Origin of the sequence: Ensifer sp. CCNWLY38 (genome assembly GCF_037120565.1) — a bacterium.
In the GTDB taxonomy this organism is placed as follows: Bacteria; Pseudomonadota; Alphaproteobacteria; order Rhizobiales; family Rhizobiaceae; genus Ensifer; species Ensifer adhaerens_H.
The window spans coordinates 23,015-38,304 of record NZ_JBBBBO010000010.1 but is presented as its reverse complement, the minus strand read 5'-3'; the positions used below and the strand labels follow the sequence as shown (position 1 = coordinate 38,304).

The 15,290-nt window shown below is 61.3% G+C and carries 21 protein-coding genes; 6 read left to right on the top strand and 15 right to left on the bottom strand.

Features of this window, described 5'->3' with window-relative positions; translation table 11 throughout:
* Window positions 1–100 precede the first annotated feature (100 nt).
* The 11 genes from V7S54_RS21340 to V7S54_RS21290 all read right to left on the bottom strand — a co-directional run bounded on the left by V7S54_RS21340 (window position 101) and on the right by V7S54_RS21290 (window position 9,573).
* Complete coding sequence (locus V7S54_RS21340; protein ID WP_336408719.1) at window positions 101–1,342, bottom strand: ABC transporter substrate-binding protein; 1,242 nt, start codon at window positions 1,340–1,342, stop codon at window positions 101–103.
* A 70-nt stretch (window positions 1,343–1,412) separates the two neighbouring features.
* The gene (locus tag V7S54_RS21335) at window positions 1,413–2,423 is read right to left on the bottom strand and encodes a LacI family DNA-binding transcriptional regulator (protein ID WP_336408718.1); all 1,011 of its coding nucleotides are present in this window, start codon (window positions 2,421–2,423) and stop codon (window positions 1,413–1,415) included.
* Between the two features lie 347 nt (window positions 2,424–2,770).
* Window positions 2,771–4,501, bottom strand: a complete 1,731-nt coding sequence (locus tag V7S54_RS21330; RefSeq protein ID WP_336408717.1) for a relaxase/mobilization nuclease domain-containing protein — start codon at window positions 4,499–4,501, stop codon at window positions 2,771–2,773.
* Between the two features lie 243 nt (window positions 4,502–4,744).
* Window positions 4,745–5,788 carry a DUF736 family protein gene (locus V7S54_RS21325; protein ID WP_336408716.1) on the bottom strand — a complete coding sequence of 348 codons (1,044 nt, stop codon included), beginning with the start codon at window positions 5,786–5,788 and terminating at the stop codon, window positions 4,745–4,747.
* Between the two features lie 46 nt (window positions 5,789–5,834).
* The gene (locus tag V7S54_RS21320) at window positions 5,835–6,359 is read right to left on the bottom strand and encodes a S26 family signal peptidase (protein WP_336408715.1); all 525 of its coding nucleotides are present in this window, start codon (window positions 6,357–6,359) and stop codon (window positions 5,835–5,837) included.
* A complete protein-coding gene (locus V7S54_RS21315) occupies window positions 6,356–6,877 on the bottom strand; it encodes a DUF2840 domain-containing protein (protein WP_336408714.1) in 522 nt (173 codons plus the stop codon). Before V7S54_RS21315 ends, V7S54_RS21320 begins: the two co-directional genes overlap by 4 nt.
* Window positions 6,874–7,989, bottom strand: a complete 1,116-nt coding sequence (locus V7S54_RS21310) for a replication initiator protein A (protein WP_336408713.1) — start codon at window positions 7,987–7,989, stop codon at window positions 6,874–6,876. Before V7S54_RS21310 ends, V7S54_RS21315 begins: the two co-directional genes overlap by 4 nt.
* Window positions 7,990–8,001: 12 nt before the next feature.
* On the bottom strand, window positions 8,002–8,283 hold the full coding sequence (locus V7S54_RS21305; protein ID WP_336408712.1) for a helix-turn-helix transcriptional regulator: 282 nt from the start codon (window positions 8,281–8,283) through the stop codon (window positions 8,002–8,004).
* 134 nt (window positions 8,284–8,417) lie between these two features.
* Window positions 8,418–8,870 carry a DUF2285 domain-containing protein gene (locus V7S54_RS21300; RefSeq protein ID WP_336408789.1) on the bottom strand — a complete coding sequence of 151 codons (453 nt, stop codon included), beginning with the start codon at window positions 8,868–8,870 and terminating at the stop codon, window positions 8,418–8,420.
* A complete protein-coding gene (locus V7S54_RS21295) occupies window positions 8,806–9,189 on the bottom strand; it encodes a transcriptional regulator domain-containing protein (protein ID WP_336408711.1) in 384 nt (127 codons plus the stop codon). The genes V7S54_RS21300 and V7S54_RS21295 overlap by 65 nt, the downstream gene beginning before the upstream one ends.
* Window positions 9,190–9,309: 120 nt before the next feature.
* Window positions 9,310–9,573 (bottom strand): DNA -binding domain-containing protein, encoded by a 264-nt coding sequence (locus V7S54_RS21290; RefSeq protein ID WP_442892587.1) that lies wholly within the window; start codon window positions 9,571–9,573, stop codon window positions 9,310–9,312.
* A 50-nt stretch (window positions 9,574–9,623) separates the two neighbouring features.
* Between V7S54_RS21290 and V7S54_RS21285 the strand changes: the two genes are divergently transcribed.
* Window positions 9,624–9,842 carry a helix-turn-helix domain-containing protein gene (locus tag V7S54_RS21285; protein ID WP_336408710.1) on the top strand — a complete coding sequence of 73 codons (219 nt, stop codon included), beginning with the start codon at window positions 9,624–9,626 and terminating at the stop codon, window positions 9,840–9,842.
* A 127-nt stretch (window positions 9,843–9,969) separates the two neighbouring features.
* Here V7S54_RS21285 and V7S54_RS21280 read toward each other — a convergent pair whose 3' ends face one another.
* The 4 genes from V7S54_RS21280 to V7S54_RS21260 form a co-directional block, all read right to left on the bottom strand.
* Window positions 9,970–10,218 (bottom strand): helix-turn-helix domain-containing protein, encoded by a 249-nt coding sequence (locus V7S54_RS21280; protein WP_336408709.1) that lies wholly within the window; start codon window positions 10,216–10,218, stop codon window positions 9,970–9,972.
* Window positions 10,219–10,408: 190 nt separating this feature from the next.
* Window positions 10,409–10,732, bottom strand: a complete 324-nt coding sequence (locus V7S54_RS21275; protein WP_336408708.1) for a DUF736 domain-containing protein — start codon at window positions 10,730–10,732, stop codon at window positions 10,409–10,411.
* Between the two features lie 514 nt (window positions 10,733–11,246).
* Entirely contained in the window at window positions 11,247–11,591 is a 345-nt protein-coding gene (locus V7S54_RS21270; RefSeq protein WP_336408707.1) for a helix-turn-helix domain-containing protein, read from the bottom strand.
* A 534-nt stretch (window positions 11,592–12,125) separates the two neighbouring features.
* Window positions 12,126–12,365 (bottom strand): hypothetical protein, encoded by a 240-nt coding sequence (locus V7S54_RS21260; RefSeq protein ID WP_336408706.1) that lies wholly within the window; start codon window positions 12,363–12,365, stop codon window positions 12,126–12,128.
* Window positions 12,366–12,399: 34 nt separating this feature from the next.
* Between V7S54_RS21260 and V7S54_RS21255 the strand changes: the two genes are divergently transcribed.
* From V7S54_RS21255 to V7S54_RS21235, 5 genes are all read left to right on the top strand, one after another.
* Entirely contained in the window at window positions 12,400–12,690 is a 291-nt protein-coding gene (locus V7S54_RS21255; RefSeq protein WP_336408705.1) for a hypothetical protein, read from the top strand.
* Window positions 12,691–12,731: 41 nt separating this feature from the next.
* On the top strand, window positions 12,732–13,007 hold the full coding sequence (locus V7S54_RS21250; RefSeq protein ID WP_336408704.1) for a hypothetical protein: 276 nt from the start codon (window positions 12,732–12,734) through the stop codon (window positions 13,005–13,007).
* 19 nt (window positions 13,008–13,026) lie between these two features.
* Window positions 13,027–13,230, top strand: a complete 204-nt coding sequence (locus V7S54_RS21245) for a hypothetical protein (RefSeq protein ID WP_336408703.1) — start codon at window positions 13,027–13,029, stop codon at window positions 13,228–13,230.
* Window positions 13,231–14,693: 1,463 nt separating this feature from the next.
* Complete coding sequence (locus V7S54_RS21240) at window positions 14,694–14,963, top strand: HigA family addiction module antitoxin (protein WP_336408787.1); 270 nt, start codon at window positions 14,694–14,696, stop codon at window positions 14,961–14,963.
* 17 nt (window positions 14,964–14,980) lie between these two features.
* A complete protein-coding gene (locus V7S54_RS21235) occupies window positions 14,981–15,229 on the top strand; it encodes a type II toxin-antitoxin system Phd/YefM family antitoxin (protein ID WP_336408702.1) in 249 nt (82 codons plus the stop codon).
* Window positions 15,230–15,290 lie beyond the last annotated feature (61 nt).

Genomic DNA, 15,290 nt, shown 5'->3' with positions numbered 1-15,290 from the left:
AGATCAGGTCCATTGCGCAAGCCTAGGCTGGCCCGGACGGTGGGAAGCCGTCCGGGCCGGCATCCGAAGTCAGCGACGAACTCCGAATGCCGTTGCTTTGCTAGTTCGAGGAGTCGAGGATTGACTGCATGGCCGCTTGGGCGTTGGCGACGGAGCCCTTGACGTCGTCGCCGAAGAAGACTTCGTTCAACATCTGCTTCCACGGACCGGTGCTGCTGTTGATTATGTCGTTGTAGACCGGCGAGGAGGGGGTGCGGCCGAGCATCATGGCCTCGGTCGCGATCTGGTAGCGCTCATCCAGTGACTTGATCGCTTCTCCAGCGATGTCTGATCGGGTGGGCAGGCTTCCGCCGTCGGCAAGGAGGGTCTGTCCCTCGATCGAGTAGACGAACTCCAGGAACTCCTTCGCGGCCTTCAAATTGTCGCGGCCCGCGGTGACCAGGAAGTTGTCGCCGCCGGCGAAAGACGCCTTGCCGCCGTCCTTGCCGGGGATGAAGGTGACGCCGAACTCGACCGTCGGGTAGTTCTTGACCAGATTGCCGATGGCGAAGGCGCCGATGGGCGACAGGCCGATCTTGTCGGTTGCGAAACCGCCAAAGAAGTTCTTGCCCGAATCCGTCTTGGCGCTTTCAGGGACGTAGCCCTTGGCGACAAGGTCGCGATAGAAGTTGATCGCGTCATGCATCGGGGGCGTGTCCAAGGTGGCGCGCTTGCCGTTATCGACCAGAATGTCGCCGCCGGAAGCCCAGACCAGCGGCATGAAGGTGAAGGCGTTGCAGCCGCCGCACGCACCCGAGAAATAGAAGCCTTTGATGTCGCCGCCGAGCGCGTTGACCTTACCTGCGGCCGCTTCGATCTCGGCCCAGTTGGTCGGCCCCTTCTCCGGGTCGAGACCGGCCTGCCTGAACAGCTTCTTGTTCCACAGCAGAACAGAGGCGTCGGCCGACATCGGGAGGGCGTAGATTCGTCCTTCATAAGTACCGGTACCGACGTGAGCCTTCGACAGATGTTCCAAGTACGGTAGGCTCTTGGCGAGGTCGGTCAGGTCTTCCAGCGCGCCGGACTTGGCGAATGCCGGAGCGTAGACAAGGTCGAGCGAGACGAAGTCAGGAGCGGAACCGCCGGCCGCGGCGGTGGCGTATTTCTGCACCATTTCGCTCGACGGCACGATCTGCAGTTCTATCTGCGTTTCATGGGATGCATTGAACGCCTTGATCACCGTCGGCATGAACGCTTCGCTCGCCGAGCGCGACCACATGGTCAGTTTCTGTTGCGCAAGCGCCGACGTCGATAGTACGCCCAACGCGGTGGCGGTGAGCGCCACGATTCTAAGCAGCTTCATGATTGGGTCTCCTCCCTCTAGAGCAGTTGTTATTGGATTGGATCTGGCCTGCTATTCCTTTGCCAAGTCGTCATGAGCCACGAACCACCAGCGTACATGGCAACTTCCAAAGTCCTTTCTCGACGGCTTCGCCATTCACAAGGCGCACGAGCGCTTGCCCGGCCTGCCGTCCGAGTTCCTTCAAATTCATGTCCACCGTCGTCAGGGGCGGGCGCGTCTGCTCGGCAACGATCTCCCAATTGTCGAACCCCACCACCGAGACATCTCGCGGAACGTCGACCGTACGCTCCCGAAGCGCATCGACCACGCCTCGCGCGATCTGATCGTTGCCGCAGAAAATGCCGTCGGGACGAGTTCCACCCGACCAGAGAGCCGCCACCGCCTCATGTCCCCACCGCTCAGACCAGGAACCGTGCAGGATTCCCGCTTCGGATACGAAGGGGCCCGCGGAATCGAGTGCATCGGTAAAAGCGCGCGCACGCTCCCGAACCACTCTGAAACTTCCAGGCCCGGTGACGTGGGCAATACGCTTGCGGCCATTGGCAATGAGGTGTCCGACCGCTTCACGCGCACCTCTTAAGTCATCCGGGACCAAGGTCACGGCGTCTGCGGGACCCTCAGTCAATGCGTAGACAACCGGAACGGGCAGGTGCGAGAGATCAACAGGCAGCGGCTTGTCGATACGCTTTCCGGTGGCGATGATGCCATCGACCTGCTTGTCGAGCATGGCATCCACGTGGACCTTGGCGAGAGCTGGATTGTCTTCGACAGCACACAGGAACACCGACACGCCATGATCAATCAGCCCTTCGGAGATGCCGGCCATGACCGGCAGGGTGAAACGTCCATAGGTGTCGTCCGTGAGCAGCCCCACTGTAAAGCTGCGCTTGCTAAGCAAGCTGCGGGCGATTGAGTTGGGCCGGAATCCTAGCTCTTGGGCAGCTTGTCTGATCCGGGCGCGGGTTTCCGCTGACATTCGGCCAGTGTCGTTGAGAGCCTTTGACGCCGTCGCGACGCTCACGCCTGCCGCCGCGGCGACGTCGTAGATAGTAACCCGCTCGGACAAGTTGAGGCCAGACAATCTGCCACTCCTGGTTTGAGAAATCGGTTTCTCAGGCTGATATACCGCAATCTATGTCATGAGAAAAGGGTTTCTCAAAAATATTTTAGGAATGATAAATGCATACGATTATTCGTTTCCGCTTCCGCACCGCTTCTGGCCGAAACCCACGATCGGTCTAGGAGATAACCGCCACGCTATTTTTGGAATGTCTCGACGCTATCGAAAATTGCCCGGGAACGTTGGCAATAGGACCTTCTTGCGCCATACTGCGCCCGGGCGCGTACTTCTGGAACGGGTCGGATCGCGACCTTCTCGGCCCGCAATGTCAAAGTCGCCCATGACAGGACGCTGCCATCGAATTCGCGTCAGAGGCCGAGACCACGTTTCTTGCCAAAGCTCCATTCAACCCCGCCATCACCGCGAGCCACGCCGGAGACATGGCGTCCGAGATGCTTATCCAGCGAAGGGGACCACGGCACGAGCTGGAAGCCAAGCCCGTCGTCGATCATGGCGAAGCGGCCGGAGGCAAGCGCGAACCGCTGGCGGTAGCTGCCAGCGACATACTCGCCTGAGGCGGACTTGTTGAATGGCGTCCCCGTTTCGGCGGCGAGCTTCTGCCCAAGCGCCTCGAGCTCCTGCCTGCGCAGGGTCTCGATCAGGTTGCGCGCGAACACCACGCCGCGCCCCTGGCGCTCTGCGAGACGGCGTTCGATGAGCTCTTCCGCCCGCCGGTCCATGGCCTCGCGAACCTCGGCACCAAAACCGCCGCTACCGAGCGGTTCGCGCGCGATCGCCTGACGGTCGAGCCATGTGGCGCCGCTCGCCGTGATCTGCTGCTCAATGCTCAAGTCCGATCGGACGGCGAGGGCAACACGACGCCGCCCCTGTGCGTCTTCGAACTTTCTCAGCTCGACAACGGATCCGGATGGTCCATCGCCTGCCGCGTCGAGATCGGGAACCTTGATGTGGTGAGTACGTCCGTCGACGGCGTCGATTACCGCATAAGCCGTGCCCTTGAGCTCGTCATCCAGGCCCCGAACGACCAGGCGCCCGATGATGGGCAGGTCCAGGCTTTCACCCGCGAGCACATAGCTGGCGGTGCTGCGTTCGGTGCCGCGTTCTGACAGACCGCGATGAATGCGCTTGATGATGTCATTACGTTCGCCAAGCTCGCGAAGGACTGCTTCGGCATTCTCGGCCATCACCCACTGGCCCGGGCCCACCTGATCTGCGAGGCCGAGAGACTCGAGTTTGCGCAGGCGACCGATCTTGACCGCGTGGAATTCGTCGGGCTGACGGTCGGGATGCGGCGCGAGATCTACGCCTGTGCGATAGCTATCGCGCGCGAGCTGGCGGTCGAGACTGGTCCAGCGCTCGCTTTCGATCTGACGTTCGAGTGTCTGGCGGATGTCCTGATCGGTCCGCAGTCCGAGCTCCCGAGTGATGAGATCGCGTGCGCGATCGCGCATTCCTTCCTTGATGTAGTCGCGCGAGATGACCAGGTTTTCGCCATCGTCCCGCACTCCGCGGACGATCAGATGGACGTGCGGATGCTCGGTGTTCCAGTGGTCGACCGCCACCCAATCGAGGCGGGTGTCGAGATCCTTCTCCATCTGGCTGACGAGATCGCGTGTGAAGCCCTTGAGGTCCGCCATCTGAAGCGCATCGTCCGGCGAGACGATAAACCGGAAATGATGCCGGTCGCCCTCGCATCGCTCAGTGAAGACCTTCGCGTCCGCCCCATCGCCACCAGGACCGAACATCCGGGCTTTCTCCCCGTCGCGGGTCACGCCCTCGCGCCGCAGATAGGTGAGATGAGTGGCAAGCGGTGCACCGCGGCCGCTGAGCCTCACCACCCGCGCCTTGACGACGGCGCCACGCGAGCGAGACGTGATCAGGCGATTGGCCTGAACGGAGGCGCGCTGGCCATGCCCGAAGCGAGAGCGATTGCCGGGGCTGATCGTACCACGCTGTGACACGGATCCGCCGGCGCGCTCAGCGGCGGCAAGCGCCTGGGCGATGAAGGGGCGGGCGCGTTGCGCTCTCGATGAGCGGACGCGGCCAGGGCGGATACGGAAGTCAATCTCTTCGCTCATGAAATAGTTGCGAACATCGTCATATCGTTTTGAAAATGCGTAATAATCGTCGATTATGCGAGGTGCGGTTCCTAGGCACACCTCGCGAAATCACGCTGCAAGTCATTGAAAAGAAACAACCGTCCTCGGCCGCACATCGCGGCCCTTTATCCTGCCATCCTCCGGTCGTGTCTCCGGCTGCCCGCCCCACTATCCTCCAGGATGCGCGGAAGCCCGCCGGGATACGTTTGCCTGAAGTGGTGCTCATTGCTCACCACGTGGATCACTTCGTTCAACGAACAGGCCGTTCGAGTGCGTTTTCAGTGCAGGGAAATTGTGTGATGATGGCTCGATTTCTGCGCCGCCGGCGCGCGATGGCCGCGAACGTGGCTTGCCAACTTTCGTAAGGCTGGCCGGTGTTATGAAGAGTGGAGCCTGCCACCAGGTCGTTTCATCTGACGCCCGCGGCGTGGTGGCGCTCGGGAGATCGCCAACGCCAAGAAGAGGAGCGATCGCGGCGACATAGGCGCGCGTTTCAGCCGGCAAAGGCCGTCCCGATCGGAGGTATTCGTCATAGCGTGCCGGCCCCGCATTGTAGGCTGCGAGAAAGCCTGGGGCGCCATAGCGGTCGTGCATTTCTCTTAAATACGCGGCGCCCGCCAGGATGTTGTCGCGCGGATCGTAAGGATCGTCGCCGAGATGATGGCGCGCGCCCAGTTCGGCCCAAGTGTCAGGCATGATCTGCATCAGGCCCATGGCGCCGGAGCGCGACAGCGCGTGGACCTCACCCGCACTTTCAACGCGCATCACCGAGCGTATCCACGACGTCGGAATGGCAAACCGCCGGGCCGCGTCGTTGACGTGAGTAGCATAGGGCCCACCGGTCGCTGGACGCACCGTTGGTTTGCTTTGCGCGAACAGGCTGACATTCGCGATTGAAGCCAGGAAGATGCCGGAAAGGAGGAGAAGCGCTGAGAGGCGGACTGCACGTGGCAGTCCGGGCGTGGCTGGGGCGACGCGAGCCGGTGGGGCGATACGCATCGGCCTAATCCCGGTTGGCGCGTCTTTGAGGTCGGTTCCAGTAGAGACCCCAGACGCTTCTGTCCTCGCCGGACGATTTTCTCCGGTCCGCTTCCAGCCGGCGCCGATCTCCGGTCCGTCCTCGCCGAGATGGATGCGGAAGTCTGGAGCGTTCTCGGCATCGCTTGACTCGGCGTGCTCAAGCACGAGTTCGACGTTGAGCGAGAGGGTTCGCAGCGTTCCGGCATAGCCTGATTTCGTGCGTGAGAACTGACCGATCTGAGGCATCGAAAGTCTCCTTGCGTGCGTGGTGAAGGGAAGGTTCAGGGCGCGATCAAAGGTCGCGGGAGCTGCTTTCGTTGGTCCAAAGCGGGACCGCCCGGCCGAGGACGAGGCTCGCGGGGATTGGTCCGAAATAGCGGCCATCCAGGCTGTCCAGGACCTGCCAGTTCATGAGGAAGAGTTCGCCGTCAGCGACGACCCGGCAGCCTTGCCAAGCGGGCAGATCGCGGCCGAGGCGGTCGCGATCGAGCGCGGCGCCGATGGGCACGCCATCGACGATGATTTGGCGACCGGAGCGGCAGACCCGTTGCTTCGGCAAGGCGGCGACGTACTTGATCAGCGGCACGCCGTGCGGCAGATATCCACGGTCGGAGAGTAAGGTCGCGAGCGGTTCGGGTGCCGAGACTAGAACCAGGTCAGTCACCTCGAGCCGCTCTGGAGCCTCGATCGCGTAGAGGCCGATCGGCGCGCTGGCCGACGCGTTCCAGACAAGCTTCACCGGGACCGGCACAGCCGTCGTGATGAAAATCGCAATCGTCGCGAGATGCACCGTCATGACATAACCGGAGCGGGTCATGACGTCGTTTTCCGGCGCAGAAGATATGCCTGATGCTGCTCGTGCGTGTAAGCGCGCGGCTCGTGACCGGCCGCGAGCCGGTTATGGATGTGACGCCAATGATCCGGAGAAACGTCGGGACCGGCGATGTCGAGCGCCTCTATGGCATCGATCGTGCGCAGCACCTGTTCGACTTTCGGCCAGCCCTCGACCTTGAGGAGAATCTCGCCGCCGGGCCGCACGAAGGGTAGCGTCTGGTAGGCCTCGCCTGATGAGACAGCGCGCACGATGTCAATCCGCGAGATGATGGTTCCGAAGTCGTTCGATGCCCAGCGGACGAAGGCGAAGATTGTCTCCGGGCGGAAGGACAAGACGCGCCGGCTACGGCTCAGAATCTCTTCGTGCGCGGCCTCGCCAAAGCGGATCCAGTTCTCGATCTTCTTCTCGATCCACGTCAGTTCAACACGGGTCAGGTTGTCGGATGCGCGGGTGGATGGCGTGGAGATGCCACGCCCGCGATGGTTCGCGGTGCCGGTCATGAGTCGTCTCCGATAGATGCTGGGAATTCACGGGTCTGAACGTCGCGTGGGTCTCCACGGCGGCCCGGGTGCCGCTCGAGGGACGTCTTTTCCACATCGCCGCTGCCAGAAAGAAAGTTAGAATCTCTGTTAGATTCTAGGTTAAGCCCGGGAAGGGTCGTTTCAGGCCAAAGGGTTAGTTGCGATCCATGCGCCCGAAATCCCGATGCCGATGCGCCTGAAGTCCCGACGGTCGTTGCGCCCGAAGTCCCGAGTGTTTCCACAGCGTCGTCCACAGGGCCCGTGGGCAGGGTGGCGGGGAGGATGCGCAGCAACTCGCGCCTGCCATGCCGCTCTATCCGAAGCCGGTACCCCGGAAGCGACTGTCGCCGGACTATGCGCCGGAGATCGAAGGCGAAATCGGACATACGAGCGAGGCTGCCGGACTTCGCATGGAGGTGGGCGATCTCGAAGACCCAGCCACGGGTCTGGCGGCCAGCGTGCTTGCGGGCGACGCGGTAGAGCCAGCGTTCAATGCCGCCGGTCAGGCGAAAATAGGCCGGGTCGATCGCGAGCACGAGTGAGCGGTCGATGACGCCCCGGTAGAACCAGTCGGGCAGGACGAATTCCATGCCCTCCGTCCGACCGTCACGTGTCGTGCATTCCTCCCATTCGTTGATCCAGGAGAACTGGTGGCGTCGCCAATGCTCGCCCTGCCGTATGGTCGTGCGGATCGCGGTCGATTGAAGCCGCGTCAATGCGCCCTTGAGGAGCTTGTATTCCCGAGCCCCGGTATTGCGGCCGATGGCAGTCAGGAGCTGATACGGCGTAAAGCGAAGAAAGCGGGACGTTCTAAGATCCAAGTTTTCGGCCTCGACGATCTGGCTCGCGGCCCAGATGAGAACGTCGGCGTCCCAAATCGTGGCCATGCCGTGCTCGGCTATGGCAAAGACTTCCACTTGCACGTCACCGGATTTGTAGAGGATTGGTGCAACCCGCTTGGCCTTGGCCAAAGAAAAGAAGGGGCGCTCCATGAGGTCGCGCTGATCGCGCGGACTGGCGGCGCCTGTGGCGACAATGAAGGGGTCGAGCTTCGCTCGTTCGCTAAGGGCAATGATACGCGGTCGCTTCATGACAGGGCGACCTCAGCGCTGTTGGCGGCCGGTGTGTGCTTGCCCGACGGCGCTATGGCGCTTCGCCGGAAGGACGCTGCCTCCTGGGTCGGAGGTCGAGGTCAACATCCCGCGATCGGCCCAGGCTTGCAGATCCTCGATCGAATAGACGACCCGGCCGCCGAGCTTCCTGTAGGCTGGTCCTGTCCCATAGGTTCGGTGTTTTTCGAGTGTGCGGCCGGACAGGCTCAGAAAACGCGCAGCTTCGGGCGTGCGCAGGTAGCGAGGGGGTAAGCCGGCGGTATTCGATGCCATGTGGAGCCTCCGTGGCTGTCGGTGGGGCGCGCCGGACGTGAGCGGCGGACGAAGGGCAGGGTGGCGAAGAAGAGCCGGAAGGGGGGAGTGCGAAGATAGACGAGCCAAAAATCCCACCCCTTCGGGGGCTGGCACTACCGGCGGCGGTGGCGCAGAAGATTTCGATAGCCACCGGCGATCATGGCCAGGCCGTCCTTGACCAGATCCATGGTCGCGTCACGCAGAGCGGAGGTTTTCCAGGGCTCGGAGGCCACGCGTTCTCGTCCGTAGATGACGCCACCGATTTCGCGGTAACTGGCGCTGTTTGCGCGTCCGTCTACGGCTTGCAGCATGTGTCGCGCGCGTCGACGTTTCTGGTGCGTGAGACGCGTGTCCTCGGCGACACGCCGGCCCATTAGACTCTGCACCAACCGAAGCAGTGCCTCTGTCCGATCAAGCGCGTCTGGATCGAGGGGAATTAGGGCGGCGAGCGGCTCATCGGCGCCGACGCCGGCGAGACGCAGGAGTTGCACCGCGTCGCCGTCAGGCAAGACGTGGCGGGAGAAGGAGCCGAATTCGTCTGTCTGCGCCTGGGTCTGGTCGAGCAGATGGGAGAGGTTCCGCTCCGTAGGCAGGGGTGTGGCGGCGGATGTCAGCAGAACTGCGCCGGTATCCAGCTCCGGTGACCACGTCACGATGGTTTGTGTCGCATTGAGTGTCGGCGCAACCGGGAAATCGCAACCCCCATCGCCGACGGAGCGCTAGCAAGAGCGCTTGGCGGTCAGCGGTGGTTCGTTGAAGTGCCAGGAAGTCCTGTTGGTAATCGGTGTTGCGGCGTAGCCATTCCCAAGCGAGGTCGGGGCCGGAAAGGTGGTCGACATAGTCGTATGCCGATGAGGATCGCCATTGTGAGGTATCGGGGCGCATCCGTTTTCTCCGAGCGCATGCAACCACTTCGCCGGCGCTGCGAGAATGATTCCCGGACTGATTGCCTTGCGGAAGTCCCCGCGAGGGGACCACGTGTTGCGTTTCGTGCAACACGATGCTTCAACGGTTGCGTTCCCCCGCGAGTTGGCGGTAGCCGCTTTCGCTGATCCACCGGGCGCGAGCCAGGTGTCGTTCATGGACTTGGCGCGCGCGTTCCGGCTCGTTGACGGGATCTATCTCGAACAGGACTGCGACGGCTTCCTGCCAGGTGGCGCCGTCCGCTGCTGCGTCGAGGAGGCGCATATAGAGCTTCATGTGCTCGCGATCGTAGGTCGTCAGCATTGGACCTTCCGGTGGCTCGTCCAGAAAAGCTGGCTCGGTCACTTCAATCCTCCTAGTCGCCGTAGTCGGCCCGCTTCACGATCCTCCGGCGCATGGACATGCGCAAACTGGTCGGCCGCAACTTTGCCCGCCTGCGTCGGGAGAAGGGGCTGACTCAGGAAGAGGTCGAAGCGCGCTCCGGCTTCAGCCAGCAATACATTAGCAGCCTGGAACGCGGCCGGAGAAATCCGACCGTGATCACGCTCTACGAGTTGGCTCAGGTCCTCGATGTCAGTCACGTCGAACTGGTCAAGCCTGACAGCGACGTCTGATCGATGCATGCGGGGGTACGTGTCTTTCTTCGCCACCGAGAACTTGATTGGTGGTGTTTGCCGGGTCGCGCCGTTACCCCAAAACGAACCCTTGCGGTCTGAGCCGAAGAATTCGCCAAATCCGAAGTCAGTCGCGGCCCGTATGTTTCGCGCGTACAAGCATCACTCCTTCGCCGTCGCTGGACTTGATGAAGACGATGCCGGAAGTCTCGAGCGTGCGACGAACCTGATCACGCGTAGACTCGTACACCTTGAGGTCACCGAGTGACTCAAGGCGTTTGAGCGCGGTCAGGGATACCCGGGCCTTGTCAGCGAGCGTCTCCTGGTTCCAACCGAGCAACGCGCGAGCGGCCCGCGTCTGGCGGGCGGTGATCATGAACGATCACCTCCCACTGACGCGAGCGCCTGCGCCAGAACTACGGCTATAATAGTCGTTCTTCGCGAATTTGGGCAAGCATTCTAATGCGCGCTCGCCTGCGAATGAGCCGTTTCGGCGCTATCTGATTCGGTCGTTTAGGAGTTTCGCCCCGCCCGGTCGGTTCCGGGCGAGGCGAGGGTGGTGTGGCTCAGTCGCGATTACGGCGGCTGGGGCGAGACCAGATGAGAGAGAAGCCTTCACCGTCCTCGTCGTCGACGAGATTGGCGTAGATCGGAGCGGTGAAGCTCGGATCGTCGAGCTTGAGGCCGAGATAGTCGCGGCCTTCGTTGGAGCGTTTGGCCCAGGCGGCGCCGATTTCGGCGCGACCGACGAAGACTCGGTGGCTTGGGGCGTTCTCGCCAGGATTGCCGGTTTCGCGGATGATGCGGACGTTCTTGGTCTGGACCGAGAGGGTGACGATTTCGCCGACGAATTCGTTGCCGGACTTCTTGAAGGTGCCGATGGTCGCCATGGTAGTTCTCCTTGGGTTGGGGTTTCGAGCCCGCGCCCATCGCGGCCTCGATGGCGATCTTCCGGCTGGAGGCGAGCGACGACGCATCGCTTGCGACCGCAGCGCCAGCGAAGGATGGCGCGGATGCGACTTTGTTGTTTCGCGAGGAATGGGCGTAGCCCAGGGGAAGAAAGTCGCATCCGCGCCGTTGCGTGAGAGGCGGTCGAGGCGTCAGCCGTCCTTCGGCCAGATCAGGCCATTGAAGAGGCCGCATGGGGGCGGGGGACTGACAACTGATCTTGAGGAGGACGTGGAGACGGTCGATGGTTCGAGAAACCGACGCTGTCCTCGGCATAACGACCGCTTCCACGCCAGGCCGTCGTCATTTGTACACCCGACATGGCAAGATTAGTGGAATACCACACGCGATCTGGGCATCTGACGTCACCTGGTGACTGTCGTCATTGGCCATGCTGAACGACGTGCGCCTTGCGATCGGGCGCCGTAAAATGACACGCTTTGTCCCGCGACGGCGCTATTCGTCCCGAAGTGCGCGTCGAACTCCGGCGAGTTTTCGCTCTGCCGTCAGCAGTTTCTCCTGCAGCCAATCGACGCGCTCCAGGCTCGGACGCGAATGTGAGAAGTAGGCGCCGAGGATCTCCATGGGACTGACCTGCAGCGACTGGCAGACCCTCACGAGCATCGCCGCAGACAGACGGTTGATGCCTTTCTCGTATTTCTGGATCTGCTGGAATGAGACCCCCACGTCATTGGCAAGCAGTTGCTGACTTACACCCAATACCTCTCGGATGGATCGGATCCGCGCGCCAATCTCCCGGTCGATCGACCTCAAATCGTTTTTCGTCTCGTTGGTCGGCATTGATCATCTCGTGTTCAGCAGGAAGGCACTTGCTTCGCACGGCGGGCCCGCTCTTCGCAAGGCAGCACAAAACGTCCGCGCCAGATGCCGGCGCGACCCGACCGCGCCGACCGTTGGGCGTCGGCGTAGGCGCCCTTGCTGTATCTCTTCCAATCCACGGCATTGCCAGTCTTCGACCAGCCAGCGGTTGACCTCTTGGCCATGCACCGCGACGGAGCGTGGCAAGAGTGTCGCAGAATTCCCTCACCATCGGTGGATTCGCTGTGCTTAACCGCCGAGAGGGCATCATTCATCTTGAGGGCGCCGACGATGCAGCCACAATGATCGAAAGAGGCGGCGGGCCTGTGGGGGAGGTTGGACAAGTTCATATGTCCGCCTCCCTTTTCACTGTGCCGTCGGACCGCGTGCTCGCGAAGCCGCGGCTTTTGAGTCTGGCATTCGATTTCGGATAGATGCCGAGGTGCTTTTGGCGGGTCCGGTCGCATTTCGCCTGGATGCTCTGCTCGTCGGCGGATTTCTCACGGTGAGGCTGCTTCAGTACCGGGTGCGGGTTGCTTTCCCGGTGCTCACCGCCGCGCCACAGGGCTTATGATCGAGATCCCACGCCTCGCCGGCCATGATCTTCCTGCCGGAAAGCTGGCAGACGCCGCCGTATTGCTCGAATAGACGAAGGCGTACGCGGGGCGGCACCTTCTCGTCATCGGTCTTGCCAATCCATTCGGTGACGCTGTGCGCATCAGAGAGCCTCCCCATTCGGAACTTTACTATCGTCAAGCGGTTCACTTTCCAACTGGAAAGGAACCAGATGATGAGCGAACCGAAACAAGAAAATGCCAGCGACGAACTGGTGCCGGCGCCCATATCGAGCCCACGGCCGCCTGAGATGGATTTCGAACCGATTCCGTCCCCAGACTTGTCCGGAGCAGATGCCGACGAACCGCCAGCCGAGGGCCGGGTGCCGCCCGTTCCGAGCCGCGACGAGGCAAATATGGAGCCGGATGAGGCCCTGCCGGAAGACACCGAGGAGGAGATCCTCGACGACGACCCGGGACGCGAAAAGACCCGCTTCGACGAAGAGGTTCCCAAGAGCAGTCGCTAAACGTTGACGCTTCGACATCACGCGACCTCCGGGAAATCGTTGTGCTCAATACCGTCGAGGCGGCGGCCGGAGTTCCCACTTTTTTAGGCCAGCCGCCGTCGGCCTTTTTCGCCGCTGAAGGCCAGGCGTCAGAAGCCTCCGTTGTCAGTCGGCCACTCGCCATCGCCGTTCTCGCGGAGAGGCACCCATTCGCCGTTTTGCTTGTGATGGTAGGGCACGCCAGCTGCCAGCGCCTGAGCGTCATCACCGCTCAGCAGGTTTGCTTAGGCATCAAAGGATTTGAAACCATCATCGGCGCTCACACGTTACTCACTTGACCATTAGGCGAGGTTTCAAATGTCTATTCATATGCGCGACATCGGCGACGCGGTATTCGGGCTGTTTCATCTGCATCGTGTCGATGAGCCGCAGTTGACCGACGACCAGCGGTTGCTGATCGAGGCTTATCGGTCGGGGCAGGTTCCAGAAGCCGCATGGCAGGAGCATCTGGTGCTCGATCCCGAGCTTGCTCGTTACTGGCGGCCAGGTTCAAGACACTGAGCATTTGATCTGATTGTGCTTGGATTTGGACCGTGCCTATATTGCGGCGTCTGTGAATTCGAACGCTCAGACGGAAGGCTCCGGATCACCTCGTGGGATTCTGGGGCCTTTCTCACATTTGGCGCCACCAAGCCCTGACGCCGAAAGTCATCGGCGCCAAAGCATGCGACGACAGGATGCGCGCCGAAGTCAAAGCACGCCTCTAACCAATCTCCCAACATTGAAGGAAACGAGCATGCGTTATGCTAAGCCTCCATCGGGCCTAGTGCCGCGTAGCTTCGGAGGCAAGCTCTATGTATCGGCCGATCGACCAGAGGTAAGCGACAATCTCCAACCTCAGCGGATCACGGTCCCTGTATTTATCTGTTATCCGACGAACCTCTTCGGTTGCGGAGCCCTTCGCCTCGCCTATCACGTACATCTTGTGGCCGATGGCCGTGATCTCGCACCCAGCCGCGATCAACTCATTCACGAAATCCGGGATTTCATTCGACGTCATCTACGGTCATCGCATACCGGTTGATTACTCAACCAGCAATGGCAGAGGAGTTTGGGTCCGACAACGGATTAGGACCTTTGCGGGGGAGTATCCGACCTAAGTCCGAGCCTTTGCGCTATGGAAGTGCCTTACCGTACCTTCTGCTATTGCGAAGTGGTCACAGTAAGCTTCGGAAGGACGGTGACGATCGGACGGTCGCTGTCGCTCGAAGCACCTCCGACCAGCAGGTAAGCAGTGATCACCACCATTGACAGCAGCATCACCCCGACAGGTAGACCTGTCGCAAACTTCCGCTTTGGCGCGCCATATGTGTGTCGTTCGTACATTCGCAAATCCTCAATCCTTCAATTGGGCAACGACATCAAAGCTGGTCCCTGCTGACCGCAATGGGCGCTCCGGCGCCGTTGCCCGCCCAAGGCAGTTGAGGGCTGGTGCTGCTTGGCTAAGAAGAAAACTAACGCGACGGTAGGGTGCGACAACGAAGCTAAGACCTTTGCGCTTGCCCTCTGGGACTGAGGTCCCACGGCGGAACCTTTTGCGCCGCTCTAAGTTTGGGTATGTCTCGATCCTCGACCCGATCGAGGCGCCTCTAGGCCCCACCTGTTATCAGTGTCCCCGCTGGATGTGGGGCCTACCGAGGTGAATGATGCTCGCAATTCTCGGCAAAAGCCGGGCGCTGGTTCACCTCACCGGTCCTGCTTCAGCGGGGCCGTTTTTTTACCCAGCCTGCAGGGTGTGAGCCCCAAAAAGAATGGCCCCGAAAGGCGACGACGGGGCCAAGAGTGTGCTGTGCAAACGGGCTCCGGGGGGAAGGCAAACGGAGCCCAGTCGAATAACGATCGTGACCTGAGGAGGTTCCGTGGCGCTTGCCTTTCTCTGGTGGCTGATCACATTCTAGTGCATGATCGAGGCCTACCAGCCCCGCTACCAATTGAGGGCCGAAGGGGGCAATCCGGAGTTTGATATGACCCATTTGCTTCCGCCGGTACATCCGGGCGAAATCCTCCGCGAGGAGTACCTACTTTCTCTGAACATTAGCGCCGCGGCACTGGCAACGAAGCTCAATCTTCCTAGCACATGTATTGAAGGTATAGCGGCGGAACAGGCGCCGATAACGACGGATATCGCTCTGTGCCTCGCCAAATATTTCCGCACAACGCCGGAATTTTGGATGAACATGCAGGCCAGCTTCAACCTCAAGACAGAGGAGAAATCGACGCGCCCTTTGGACTAGCGCATGGAGGAGACCGCATGCCCCTTTCGACCATTACTAGCCGAGCGATGTGCCGGTCGATCAGTATCGCGAAGGAACTCGCAAAATCCGGACCCGTCCTCATCACCGACCGCGGCAAACCCTCTCACGTGCTGCTGACGTATGATGAGTACGTGCGCGTAGCCGGCCGCCGCCGCAGTCTCGTCGACGCTCTGGCAATGCCTGGATTATCCGAAACCGACCTTGTGATACCTCGTGCGCAAATCGTTCCGCGCGAGGCCGGCTAATTCGCGCCAACGGTCGCTCGTTCCGACTCGGTTCCTTGGTTTTCAGCGCGCTGATAAAATT

Coding starts and splice junctions, on each gene's coding strand:
- V7S54_RS21340 (WP_336408719.1), bottom strand. CDS start 1,342: ATGAAGCTGCTTAGAATCGTGGCGCTCACCGCCACCGCGTTGGGCGTA.
- V7S54_RS21330 (WP_336408717.1), bottom strand. CDS start 4,501: ATGAGCGAAGAGATTGACTTCCGTATCCGCCCTGGCCGCGTCCGCTCA.
- V7S54_RS21325 (WP_336408716.1), bottom strand. CDS start 5,788: ATGCCTCAGATCGGTCAGTTCTCACGCACGAAATCAGGCTATGCCGGA.
- V7S54_RS21320 (WP_336408715.1), bottom strand. CDS start 6,359: ATGACCCGCTCCGGTTATGTCATGACGGTGCATCTCGCGACGATTGCG.
- V7S54_RS21315 (WP_336408714.1), bottom strand. CDS start 6,877: ATGACCGGCACCGCGAACCATCGCGGGCGTGGCATCTCCACGCCATCC.
- V7S54_RS21310 (WP_336408713.1), bottom strand. CDS start 7,989: ATGAAGCGACCGCGTATCATTGCCCTTAGCGAACGAGCGAAGCTCGAC.
- V7S54_RS21305 (WP_336408712.1), bottom strand. CDS start 8,283: ATGGCATCGAATACCGCCGGCTTACCCCCTCGCTACCTGCGCACGCCC.
- V7S54_RS21295 (WP_336408711.1), bottom strand. CDS start 9,189: ATGCGCCCCGATACCTCACAATGGCGATCCTCATCGGCATACGACTAT.
- V7S54_RS21285 (WP_336408710.1), top strand. CDS start 9,624: ATGGACATGCGCAAACTGGTCGGCCGCAACTTTGCCCGCCTGCGTCGG.
- V7S54_RS21280 (WP_336408709.1), bottom strand. CDS start 10,218: ATGATCACCGCCCGCCAGACGCGGGCCGCTCGCGCGTTGCTCGGTTGG.
- V7S54_RS21275 (WP_336408708.1), bottom strand. CDS start 10,732: ATGGCGACCATCGGCACCTTCAAGAAGTCCGGCAACGAATTCGTCGGC.
- V7S54_RS21270 (WP_336408707.1), bottom strand. CDS start 11,591: ATGCCGACCAACGAGACGAAAAACGATTTGAGGTCGATCGACCGGGAG.
- V7S54_RS21255 (WP_336408705.1), top strand. CDS start 12,400: ATGAGCGAACCGAAACAAGAAAATGCCAGCGACGAACTGGTGCCGGCG.
- V7S54_RS21245 (WP_336408703.1), top strand. CDS start 13,027: ATGTCTATTCATATGCGCGACATCGGCGACGCGGTATTCGGGCTGTTT.
- V7S54_RS21240 (WP_336408787.1), top strand. CDS start 14,694: ATGACCCATTTGCTTCCGCCGGTACATCCGGGCGAAATCCTCCGCGAG.
- V7S54_RS21235 (WP_336408702.1), top strand. CDS start 14,981: ATGCCCCTTTCGACCATTACTAGCCGAGCGATGTGCCGGTCGATCAGT.